Here is a 10,843-nt window from a genome sequence, read left to right as displayed (position 1 = left end):
ATCGTCGCGATCGCGACGATGAGTCGAGCCAACTCGGTATCGTCGAACTCGTTCGCGGCCTTCGCGTACACCTCGTCAGGGACGAATCCGTCCGTGAGTACGGTGATCGCCTCGGTCAACTCGATCGCTGCGATCTCCTTCGCCGTGTAGAAGTGTTTCGACTCCGTCCATGCGTTGAGCTGGATGATCCGCTCCGCCGATTCGCCGGCGGCCAGTGCGTCCTTGCTGTGCATGTCCAGGCAGAAGGCGCAGCGGTTGATCTGGGACGCGCGGATCTTGACCAGGTTGAGCAACGTCGACTCGACGCCCAGCGCTGCGGCCGTGTCGAGGCGGATCATGGCCTTGTAGGCCTCGGGTGCGAACTTTGCCCAGTCCAGGCGGGGTGCGTGCTCGGGGAGAAGTTCAGTGCTTTCGTGTACTTCGTTCATCGTCATGCCAGCAACGCTATGTCCCGAGTGGCTCTAGAGTATGGTCCATTTCTATGCCAGATATTCATACCAATTCTGGGGGCTTGCCACCTTCCGGGTTCGGTGCCGACCTGCTGGTGGAACTGAACGGACCCAAGCTGCGCGCTGGCCTGACGGACGCATTGCGAGAGGCCGTGCGTACGGGGCGTCTGGCGCCTGGCACCCGGCTGCCGGCGTCTCGCTCGCTCGCCGCCGATCTCGGTATCTCACGCAATACCGTGACCGAGTCCTACGCCGAACTGGTGGCGGAGGGCTGGCTCAGCGCGCAGCAGGGTTCCGGGACATGGGTGGCCAGGCGGGCCGAGGCGCGCACGGCCGCGCCCGCGGCTGCCCGTGCGAGGCCGACCCAGCGCCGTCCCACGTATGGACTGCTGCCGGGTTCACCGGACCTCACGGACTTTCCGCGCATGCAGTGGCTCTCCGCGGCCCGCCGCGCTCTGACCGCGGCGCCGCACGACGCGTTCGGCTACGGCGATGCCCTCGGCCGGGTCGAGCTGCGCACCGCCCTGGCGGACTATCTGGCGCGGGCCCGTGGGGTGTACGCCGAGCCGGAGCGGGTCGTCATCTGTTCCGGTTTCCACCATGGTCTGACGTTGCTGGCGCAGGCACTCAGGGCGCGGCGGGTGCAGGCGGTGGCAGTCGAGTCGTACGGTCTCGACCTCTATCGGGACCTGCTGACCGGCGCAGGCCTGCGTACCCCGCCCCTCTATGTCGACGAATATGGTGCCCGTACAGACGAGTTGGCACGATTGCGTGGAGTAGGTGCTGTTTTGACGACTCCAGCGCATCAGTATCCGACGGGGGTCGCGCTCAGCCCGGACCGGCGCACGGCGGCGGTCAACTGGGCGCGTGCGACCGGTGGGCTGATCTTGGAGGACGACTACGACGGGGAGTTCCGATACGACCGTCAGCCGGTGGGTGCTCTGCAGGGCCTCGACCGCGAGCGGGTGGTGTATTTCGGTTCGGTGAGCAAGTCGCTGGCGCCGGGGTTGCGGCTCGGCTGGATGGTCTTACCAGAGGAACTCATCCCGGAGATCGTGACGGCCAAGGCGCACGGCGACTACATGTCGAGTGCGCTGGAGCAGCTGACACTTGCGGAGTTCATCGCATCGGGCGCGTATGACCGTCATGTGCGCTCGATGCGGCTGCGCTACCGGCGCCGCCGTGACCAACTGGTCGCGGCCCTGGCACAGAGGGCCCCCGACGTCCGTGTGACCGGCATGGCGGCCGGGCTGCAAGCGGTCCTCGAACTCCCGCGCGGGACCGAGCGCAGGGTCGTGGAGGCGGCGGCCCGGCAAGGACTGGCGGTCAGCGGGATCGCGCAGTTCCGCTACGAAGTGGCGGACGCCGAGTGGCAGTTGCCCGGGCGGGACGCGTTGGTGGTCAACTACGCGGCTCCCTCGGACAGTGCGTGGGCAGGTGCGCTGGACGCATTGTGCAGGGTGATGCCCTAGACAAGGCGCTGCCCCAGCCCGATGCTGCTCACAGTCGGTTCGCACCCGAGGCGCCAATGTGTTCAGTGCGGCATGATTCCATCACCGGCTCCCGAGGGAATCCTCGAGGTGGGCGAGTGCGTCGGCACCCTCGTTGGCGATCAAGACCAGCTCCACTAGGGGCACCGGCAGGAACCCCTCGTCCTCCATCCGCCGAAGCTGAAGTATCAACCCGTCATAGAAGCCCACCGTGTTCAGCAGAGCCACCGGCTTGTCGAGCAGTCCGTGTTTCCTCAACTCCAGGATTTCAGTCGCCTCATCCAGCGTGCCCAGGCCGCCGACCATCACCACCACGGCATCCGATCTGGCGAGCAGCAGCGCTTTGCGTTCGGCGAGATCCTTGGCGATCACCATCTCGTCGGAATCCTCCCTGGCAAAGTCCCGGAGAAAGTCGACCGAGATCCCGACGAGCCGTCCGCCGGACTCTCGTACTCCGTCGGCGACAACCTTCATCAGCCCGGTATCGGATCCGCCCATACCAGGGTATGGCCGCCGCTTCCGATGAGTTCTGCGAACTCGCGGGCCGGTCGGGTATAGCGCTCATCGAGGTCGGCGGAGGAGAGGAAGACGCAAATGTTCATGGTCGAACTATAAGACTCTGATAAGAGTGCGGCGATGCGCGATGCTGAAGGTGCAAGGGGGACAACATAAAACGAGTCTTGATCGCCGCAGGCGGGCGCACCGTCACGGTCGAGCATGTGCGCGTGGTCCGTCATTGGTCATCCCGATCAGGCCGGTGAAGTCCGGTCATCGGCGGCCGTCTCCGGAGGTCGATGTGGTCCGGCAGGGGCCCTTGCTGATCGCGATGGTGGTCGGAGGGAGGTGGGTAGAGGTCAGTGTGAGCAGGAGCTGCATCCAGAAGCAGAATCGCGCACCGCGCCCGTTCGCAGAACGCTCCCCCGGAACGCCGGAACCCGCGGTCCTTCGACACCCCGCGGTCGAGCGCGTGCGTCTTCGCGCGCTGGGTCGCGGTGGACCTACGTGTGGTGGGGACAGCCCTGTACAAGACTCTGACACAAGCACACTCAGCCGCCGGCTGCGAGGTCGCGGGCGTTCTCGTCCTCCTCGGAGACCCGATACCGATGGCGTGAAACCATTGACTCGAAAGTGTGTGGCTCTTCTGACCCTTTGATGGGTGATCTCCGCGAGCCTGATAGACGCAACGCCCTCTCTCGCATAGGTTTTGGTTTGCGAAGACAAGACCTAAGGGAGAAGGCGTTGCGCGCTGCCAGAATACTGCAGAAACTGCTGGGAATCGACAGGGCCCGGATAATCGATGTCGCATTCACGGACGACGAACGAGGGCCCGTGATTGTGGTGACCCTCGAGCCGCACGCGTCGGTGCGGTCCCGCTGTCCACATTGTGAACAGCGCTGCCCTGGATACGATCGCCCGAATCGACCTCGACAGTGGCGTCACCTGGATATGGGCGGCATGCGGTGCTTCGTACGAGCTTCGGTATCGAGGATTCGATGCCCCGAGCACGGCGTGGTGACCGAGATGGTGCCGTGGGCACGGCCGGCTGCGAACATGACCAGGGCGTTCGACGACAACGTGGCGTGGTTGGCCGCACACAGTCCAGCTACGTCGGTGTGCGAGTACGCCCGAGTGGCGTGGCGATCTGTGACCAGGATCGTCACCCGGTCGTCGGCGATGCTGTCGGGCGTACTGATCGGCTCCAGGGATTGCGGCGCTTGGGGATCGACGAAATTGCCTACCGGAAAGGTCACCGATACCTCACCGTGGTGGTCGATCATGACACAGGCCGACTCGTATGGGCAGCCGAAGGGCACAACGAGAGCACCTTGAATCGATTCTTCGACGAGTTGGGTGAAGAACGCACAGCTCGTCTGACACACATCAGTGCTGATGCTGCGAAGTGGATCGCCTCGACCGTGCGCGGTAGGGCGCCGCAGGTGAAGCGGTGTATGGATCCGTTTCACGTTATTCAGTGTGACGCGGGCCCTGGACCGACTGCGGTCGCGTGTGTTGTCGCGGCTGTGGGGATTCACCGACCGGGATCGACGGCAGCTGCGGTGGGCATTGTTGAAGAACGTCGAGAATCTCACCCCCGCGCAGATATCAGTCCGAGCAAAGATCCTCGAGGACAGAAACAGCGAACTGTGTCGAGGCTATGTCATGAAAGAACAACTGCAACATGTCTATTCCGGTTCGAAGAAGAGAGCCTCGGTACGACTGCGAGCATGGATGCAGATGGCCCAGGACAGTCGGATCCCGGAACTTGTAGGCCTGGCTAACAGCATCGCTCGCTATCGGCGCGAGATCCTCAACGCAATCGAATACGACCTGTCCAATGCCCGCGTCGAGGCCAACAACACCCACCTGCGGTCACTGACGAAGCGATCCTACGGATTTCACAGCCCAGAGGCCTTGATTGCGATGGCGACACTGACACGAGGAGGGGCGTGCCCACCTCTTCCACAACGTTAATCGCCCACCAAAGGGTCAGGACGGCCGCATCCGTTCGAGTACACTTGCGGTCAGGGAGCAATGAAAGGGCAGATCAGCATGAGCGGACTGCCTGCGGACCAGGAGCAACGCAGCGCGCCGACACTCACCAAGGCGGAGCGTGTCGCGCTGCTTCGAAAGAAGATGGCCGCAATACCCGCCCGATCAGACACCGCATCCCCCGCTGTCCTTCCCGCAGCCGACGAGCCGACACCAATCGTTGCCACCGCAACATCAACCTTGCGGCTGCTGCCTGTCCCGGCGCCTTTCCAGGAGCTACTTCGCCGATGCGGCCTGGTCCGCGGGACGGTGATCCACGTCAGCGGTACGAGTTCCGTTCTTGTCGGACTGCTTGCCTCCGTGACCGAGGGAGGTGGGCACGCCGCGGTAATAGGAATGCCAGGGCTCGGACTGCTCGCGGCCCTCGAAATGGGAGCAGATCTCTCCCGGGTCGCGACAATCCCCGACCCGGGGGACAGCGCCGTCGACGTGGCGTTCTCCTTCTCGAGGGCATGGACCTGGTCATTCTGGGACTTTCAGGCACGGCCGTCACTCCAACGAGAGCGAGAGCGGTTATTGCGCGGGCACGTGTCACGGGCGCGGTACTGGATGTCGCCGAGGGGCGGTGGGATGGTGTAGATCTACGGATCGAATCCCGTGTTGCAGGGTACGACGGGCTGGGCAAGGGGCACGGCCGCGTCACTGCGGTGCAGCTCGACGTCGCTGCCGCCGGCAAGGGAAGTCAGCGCCGGAGCAGCCGCATGGAGATACGACCGGATAATGGCCGCGTCGCCTGGAGAGCGGGTCCCACGGCCGGCGCAGTCCAGCCGATTCTTCGGAGTGCGTTGTGACTGCCACGGAGCGCTGGGTGGAGCCATGGCCGGACTACCCCGTGATCAGGGTTTTCGACCCGCCGAGAAAGGTTCTCGTAGATATCGCACGGGCGCTACCCCTCGAGTGAAGCGGCCAGCAACGCGCCGACCGGGTGACGCTGCGCGTGAAAGCGGCAGCAATCAATCTCACCGGACTCATGCCCGCTCTCCAGCACTGCTGGTTTCAAATCACCGACTCACAGTCGCTCGCTTGTAGTCAAAGTTCGTGGCTGACCGTTGACCACGCCAGGTGACGCGGCGTACCGGGTTGGGCAGTCCCGAATGCTTTTCGTGACGCTCCGACGAGTACAGGTCTGCCGAGCTCGAGAAGGCGGTTCACATGGATCAGAAGCGCCCAATTGTGCTCGGCTGTCTTGGCGAATCCCAATTCTGTGTCGAGAACGATGTGGTCCTCGCGGATCCCGGCACCAATCAGGGCGTCGAGGCGGTCGGCGAGTTCGGTGACGACATCGGCGACGACATCGTCGTAGACGGATGGCGATGAACGGCACACCCAGGTCCGCGACGGTCGCGGCCATCGCCGGGTCGGCCAGTCCGCCGCTGACGTCGTTGACCGCGACCTCCGCGCGCATGGTGTCAACACTGACCAGGACACCGGCGGACGCAATGGATCTGATGACGGGAAAAACTCGGGCGAGTTCCTCTTCGCCCGTCACGCGTGCGGCATTCGGTCGAGTGGACTCCCCGCCGATGTCGATGATGTCGGCACCCTCCGAGGCGAGCGACAGTGCCCGTCGAACCGCGGATCCGGGCGTATCTGCCAGGCCGCCGTCGGAGAATGAGTCCGGAGTGACATTGACGATGCCCATCACCAGACAGCGCGCTCCCGGGTTCGGATCAACGATGACGACCCGGGGATCGACTTCCGTAGAGTCAATTTCGCCGGTTCCAGGTACATTGATGGTGGCATGCCGTCGCCCAGCAGTTGTCCTGTGCATCGTTCCCTCGCTTTCGTTGGATGCTCTCCGGATCCGTCGCGGTTCGAACGTGCATCCAGATTTGGTCCTTCCCGAGGGCACGAGAGTCCATCAGCGCCTGATTGATCAACCGCCGACCCCGTACGCGAGCAGCCTGGCGGTGAACTCAACCCGAGTCGATGACTGGCGATGATGTCCACAGGTCGAATCGCCGACCCCTCGGGAAGCTGAACTCGCAACAGCAAAGTCGAGTCAGGCTAGGCGCCAGAGCATTTCAGATTGAGATCCTGTTGTCGAATAGTGCCAACGCAGCGGCGGTGTTGGATGCTGGAACGTGGTAGGCCTCATGGATGCGGGTGACTTGCTCGTCGAGCGCGCCCCGCATGACAAGCCACATGGTCAACTCAATTCCTTCCGAGCCGGCCTCACGAACATAGTCCTCCAGGGTCAACTCAGTAAGCGACACGGGGTCCACCTCAATCGCTTGGAGGAACATGCGATCGAACGGTTCGTTGATCAGGCCGGCTCGTGCACCAGCGAGCTGATGGGACATTCCGCCCGTTCCGAACACTGCTACCTTGAGTCCTTCGGGGAAAGACCGTATGGCCTCATCGAGGGCCTTTCCAAATGCGTGGCAGCGTGCGGCGGTCGGCTGCGGATACTGGATGACGTTGACGATCAGAGGAATCACAAGGCAAGGCCATGCTGTTCCCGGGTCGGGGCAGTACACCGACATTGAGACAGTGAGGCCGTGGTCGACCTTGAATTCGCGGCAGACGGTGATGTCGAACCCGTCGTCGATCAACTCCTTGACCAGGTGCTCGCTGAGTTCTGGCGCACCAAGGACAGTAGGAACGGGGCGTGGACCCCATCCTTCGTCAGCTACTGGGTACAGGTCGGCCGTACCGATGGCGAAGGTGGGAACGACATCGAGGTCGATGGCGTTGGCGTGGTCGTTGTAGACGACGATCGCAACGTCGGGAGTATTCTCCGCCATCCACTTCCGAGCCGGTTCATAGCCGTCGAACAGCGGAGGCCAGTACGGGTCGGATGTGCGGTTGTTGTCCATCGCCGCCCCAATCGACGGTACATGGGAGGTGGCAAGACCCCAGATGATCTCAGCCAAAGCTCCGTCCTCCTGAACGCATCGCCGCGGCGAGGTCCTCCGAGGTCATCCCTGTGAAGACTCCGCCCAGATACTGCATCGATTTGTGGTCGAGTTGCGCAAGCTTGAAGGTGTAGAAGATCGATCCACCGAGATCGAGCATGCTGATCCAGTCACGTTCGCAGATCGCACGCTTTTGCTCCGGTGCCAGCCCGAACTTGTCGCAGTAGGTTGATTCGTCTGCCAAGAATTCTGCGCGGTTCTCCGCTGAACACAGTGAGGCGCACAAACTGTTGATGGCGAACCCACGCCGGCTCTCAGCGAGAGTGAAGAGATACGTATCTCGGGCTTTCCGGGTCGCGGGTGATGAGATCGGTTGCCCTTGGGACGCGTCGATCATCGCGATCGTCCAAGATCAAGTTCGGACTCGTCGACGTTCTCGCCACCCAGACTTTCCAGCTTGGCGCGCAGACCATAGAGATCGAGGCTGAGGACACCGCTTTCGAATTGCTTTCGCTTCTCTGCCTCCAACGCCTCGCGCTTCTCGGCCGCGGCGGCGACTGCGGGGGCGTCGATGCGTGGCACGATGACGACACCGTCATCGTCGGCCACCACAACGTCACCCGGACGAACTGTCATTCCAGCCACGACGATCGGTACGTTGACCGACCCCGGAGTGTTCTTGACGGTTCCTTGTGCGTGTACAGCGCGAGACCAGACCGGGAACTGCATTTCTCTCAACGTGGCACGTCACGAACGCCGGTGTCGGTGACGAGCCCGAGAACTCCTCGGGATTGCAAAGCAGCGGCAAACAAGTCACCGAACATTCCATCCGTGGAGCGTGAGGTGGTTGACACGACGAGAATGTCACCGGCGATGCACTGTTCGATTGCAGCGTGGATCATGAGATTGTCGCCGGGATGGCTGAGCACGGTCACTGCTCGTCCGGCGATTCGTGCTCCCGGATAGATCGGCCGCAGAACAGGCTCCGTCAGGCCCGTACGGCCCGCGACCTCATGAGTGGTGGAGACACCGAGCCCAGCGAGAGTGGCAACTGCGGACGCATCCGGTGCGGCGGAAGACCGAACGACAACATTTCTCATATCAGTTCCTCGCTGACCACAGGAAACACCCGTTGGTGGGCTTCGGCGCACTTGATCGATCGATCGCCGCCATTTCGAACAGCTTGCACACCTCGGCGTTTCGCTAGATCGGTGTAGTAGTCCACCAGGTGTTGTTGCGCTGACATGCACTGCATCGCGCGTTGCTTCCGATCGAAGACTCCAGTGATGTCGAGCAGAAGATTGGGGACAAAGCCACACATCTCCGGCTGGTGCGGCTCGAACATCAGGACCTGGGGTGCGCCGATAGGTGGTGCATCGGTCTTCAGTCCCTGAGCCTGGGCGACCATTCGTGCGCGCAAGAGCGTTTCGTGGGCCAAGTTGTGATCGCGATTATATGGATCGTTCGCCACATGGTCAGTAGGAAGTCCGGCTTGGCCAGGCGCCGAGGATCTCCGCCGCCGCGGCGGCCTCCTTCTGCCTCGCGATCTTCACAGTTTCGAGGGGCATGTTTGGATCTGCCCATAGGCCCTGCGACTCTCCGCGCTCGCCGAAGCTCAAGCAAACTACGCGGACGTCGGCGCCGGCCTCTGCCGCGAGAGAGATGGCTCCGCCGCGCCATACGAAGTCACCGGAGTGGGCGCTGAGCACCACGATTGATTTGGACGACCTGCTGGTCATGTCTTCTCCTGAGGGTGTGTGGTGAGTCCTAGACAAACGTGAGCCGAAGAGATTCAACATCGGTGACAACGCCACCTGCACTGAGCGACAGCGTCTCTGCTGGCGAGCCGCTAGTCGTTGCGAGGAGAGGACGTCATCACACTCTCACCGTATGGCTGAAGACTGGGCGAAGTGATGGGCCGGGAGTAGGGTTCTTCGTTGTTGTTACGGCGGGATCGACTGGCACATTTGACGTATGTCAGGGCTGGACGAGCCCCTACTTGACCGCAACCAAAGCAGCCTGGGTACGAGAGGTGAGGTTCATCTTCGTCAAGACGTTGCTCACGTGAGTACGTGCAGTGCGCTCGGTGATCGACAGCTCAGCCGCAATTGCGCGATTGGACAGGCCGCGAGCGACGAGAATGAGCACCTCGCGTTCTCGGCCGCTCAGCGAACCGAGCCCGGACCGGGGAGAGACCACATTCTGCGCGAACCGACGCGATCACTACCGGCTCCACACCAGAATCGGCGGCAAGTCGCCCTTCCCGTGTGGCGTTCACAAGGTGCCCAGGGATTGCACCGAGTGGTGTACTTCGGAACGAATTGCGTACAGTGCATCGGCGATACTCCCGACATGCTGGCGCATCGCTCTTTCCGCAGCTTCCGGATTGCCAGCGCAGATCTGAGTGACAATCTCAGTTTGCTCGCGCAATGACTGGGTCAGCAGCACGGGTCGCATCAGCAATCTCACCTGATGCCGAACCCTGCGCACTGATTTCACGGATTCGACGGTGGAGCCTTTCCCTTAAACGCGCATACTCGAAGACATCGCGTGCCGAAGCTGCAGTGGTTAAAGCGGCGCCCAACGCGGTGAGCTCTACCACGTCGGCAGCGGTGGTATTCTTGGCGGCCTTTGCAGCGCATAACCCCTCAATGACCGAGCGAACTTCGGTGATCTCGGCAGCCTCCTCGTGGGAGATCGAGCGGACTCGTGCGCCTCGGTTTGGGACCCGTTCCACTAGCCCTTCGCCGACAAGGTCCTGTAAGGCGGCACGTACCGCTCCGCGACTGGCATCGAACTGTGCACAGAGATCTACTTCGATCATGCGCTGGTTGGGGACGAACTCGCCGTCGAGGATCGCCGCACGGATCAGGTCAGACACCTCGGCTAGCTCGGTGTTGCTCATACCAGGATTCTTCGGCGGCATTTGGCCATCTCCGCTCGGTTTTGTTCATTCAGGTCGTGTGCGATTTCGGTTCGGCTGCGTGGCGAGCGCAATTGCGTGCGCCCATCGACCGTACGACAGCATGGCCGAACGTGAATCTTCCGAATGCCTTGTCCCAAACGTGCAGGTAGTCGTAGCGAGGCTGCGACATTGGACGTACGTCACGTGCGGTCCCCGTTGTCCTGACTCCGGCGTGGAGATTGCGCTGTGGTCGTGTTGACGCGACTCGTGAATGTGCCGTCGTGTGGGCACGGACCTCCGGGCGACGTGGGCCTCAGTATGGCTGCCCGTTCGGTCGTCGCGGCGGCGATCCATGGGCAGTCGGGTGAGGTGTTCAGGGGGTGTGACGGCCAGAAACGGCGGGTACGAATCCACCGTTATGTTCAGAGGTGGATCCAGGGTGGTGGGTGCCGTGCAGGTCGACCCGAACCAGACGGGTCGCACCCAGGGCGCCGGTGTGGGGGTCCCGTTGCTGAAATAACAGCAGAAACCCGTCGTCGACGGTGCTCACCGCCTTGACGGCGTCCGCCCACTAGCCTGCCGCTTTCATGC

At 62.6% G+C, this 10,843-nt stretch carries 12 protein-coding genes and 4 pseudogenes; 5 read left to right on the top strand and 11 right to left on the bottom strand.

The window, feature by feature from the left end; translation table 11 throughout:
- Positions 1-434 (bottom strand): carboxymuconolactone decarboxylase family protein (locus AZG88_RS13520; protein ID WP_082833301.1); only part of this gene is annotated, 434 nt, incomplete at its 3' end.
- A gap of 77 nt (positions 435-511) precedes the next feature.
- Between AZG88_RS13520 and pdxR the strand changes: the two genes are divergently transcribed.
- Positions 512-1,921 (top strand): MocR-like pyridoxine biosynthesis transcription factor PdxR, encoded by a 1,410-nt coding sequence (gene pdxR / locus AZG88_RS13515; protein WP_231913977.1) that lies wholly within the window; start codon positions 512-514, stop codon positions 1,919-1,921.
- Positions 1,922-2,002: 81 nt separating this feature from the next.
- Here pdxR and AZG88_RS13510 read toward each other — a convergent pair whose 3' ends face one another.
- Together AZG88_RS13510 and AZG88_RS55280 are read right to left on the bottom strand one after the other, a co-directional pair.
- Positions 2,003-2,437: an LOG family protein gene (locus AZG88_RS13510; RefSeq protein WP_331712262.1), complete on the bottom strand. Its 435-nt coding sequence runs from the start codon at positions 2,435-2,437 to the stop codon at positions 2,003-2,005.
- On the bottom strand, positions 2,413-2,676 hold the full coding sequence (locus AZG88_RS55280; protein ID WP_331712261.1) for a hypothetical protein: 264 nt from the start codon (positions 2,674-2,676) through the stop codon (positions 2,413-2,415). The genes AZG88_RS13510 and AZG88_RS55280 overlap by 25 nt, the downstream gene beginning before the upstream one ends.
- Positions 2,677-3,091: 415 nt before the next feature.
- On the opposite strand from AZG88_RS55280, the gene AZG88_RS53575 reads away from it, so the two are divergent.
- The 4 genes and pseudogenes from AZG88_RS53575 to AZG88_RS13500 all read left to right on the top strand — a co-directional run bounded on the left by AZG88_RS53575 (position 3,092) and on the right by AZG88_RS13500 (position 5,068).
- Complete coding sequence (locus AZG88_RS53575; protein ID WP_231913975.1) at positions 3,092-3,769, top strand: helix-turn-helix domain-containing protein; 678 nt, start codon at positions 3,092-3,094, stop codon at positions 3,767-3,769.
- Positions 3,703-3,852 (top strand): annotated as a pseudogene (locus tag AZG88_RS54980) (transposase); the annotation flags it as partial. The gene AZG88_RS53575 and the pseudogene AZG88_RS54980, both read left to right, overlap by 67 nt.
- A gap of 61 nt (positions 3,853-3,913) precedes the next feature.
- Positions 3,914-4,411, top strand: a complete 498-nt coding sequence (locus AZG88_RS53570; RefSeq protein WP_269455037.1) for a transposase — start codon at positions 3,914-3,916, stop codon at positions 4,409-4,411.
- Positions 4,412-4,471: 60 nt separating this feature from the next.
- Positions 4,472-5,068 (top strand): hypothetical protein, encoded by a 597-nt coding sequence (locus AZG88_RS13500; RefSeq protein WP_331712260.1) that lies wholly within the window; start codon positions 4,472-4,474, stop codon positions 5,066-5,068.
- 450 nt (positions 5,069-5,518) lie between these two features.
- On the opposite strand, the pseudogene folP reads toward AZG88_RS13500, so the two are convergent.
- The 8 genes and pseudogenes from folP to AZG88_RS55540 all read right to left on the bottom strand — a co-directional run bounded on the left by folP (position 5,519) and on the right by AZG88_RS55540 (position 10,171).
- A pseudogene (folP, locus tag AZG88_RS49805) lies at positions 5,519-6,131 on the bottom strand (dihydropteroate synthase).
- Positions 6,132-6,513: 382 nt separating this feature from the next.
- Complete coding sequence (locus AZG88_RS13495; protein WP_061697976.1) at positions 6,514-7,365, bottom strand: class III extradiol dioxygenase subunit beta; 852 nt, start codon at positions 7,363-7,365, stop codon at positions 6,514-6,516.
- Positions 7,358-7,744 (bottom strand): protocatechuate 3,4-dioxygenase, encoded by a 387-nt coding sequence (locus AZG88_RS13490; protein ID WP_061697975.1) that lies wholly within the window; start codon positions 7,742-7,744, stop codon positions 7,358-7,360. Before AZG88_RS13490 ends, AZG88_RS13495 begins: the two co-directional genes overlap by 8 nt.
- Positions 7,741-8,447: pseudogene (locus AZG88_RS13485) on the bottom strand (4-carboxy-4-hydroxy-2-oxoadipate aldolase/oxaloacetate decarboxylase). Before AZG88_RS13485 ends, AZG88_RS13490 begins: the two are co-directional and overlap by 4 nt.
- Complete coding sequence (locus AZG88_RS53565) at positions 8,444-8,818, bottom strand: PIG-L deacetylase family protein (RefSeq protein WP_231913974.1); 375 nt, start codon at positions 8,816-8,818, stop codon at positions 8,444-8,446. The pseudogene AZG88_RS13485 and the gene AZG88_RS53565 overlap by 4 nt, the downstream one beginning before the upstream one ends.
- Before the next feature lie 4 nt (positions 8,819-8,822).
- On the bottom strand, positions 8,823-9,086 hold the full coding sequence (locus AZG88_RS53560) for a PIG-L deacetylase family protein (protein ID WP_231913973.1): 264 nt from the start codon (positions 9,084-9,086) through the stop codon (positions 8,823-8,825).
- A 256-nt stretch (positions 9,087-9,342) separates the two neighbouring features.
- Positions 9,343-9,546, bottom strand: coding sequence for a response regulator transcription factor (locus tag AZG88_RS13475; protein ID WP_061697974.1), 204 nt, complete (start codon positions 9,544-9,546; stop codon positions 9,343-9,345).
- A gap of 75 nt (positions 9,547-9,621) precedes the next feature.
- Positions 9,622-10,171, bottom strand: a pseudogene (locus tag AZG88_RS55540) (GntR family transcriptional regulator).
- Between the last annotated feature and the right edge of the window lie 672 nt (positions 10,172-10,843).

It is taken from the genome of Rhodococcus sp. LB1, from assembly GCF_001583455.1.
GTDB classification, from domain to species: domain Bacteria; phylum Actinomycetota; class Actinomycetes; order Mycobacteriales; family Mycobacteriaceae; genus Rhodococcus_F; species Rhodococcus_F opacus.
Note: the sequence above shows the minus strand (reverse complement) of the source record. Positions and strands in the feature narration are given on the sequence as shown.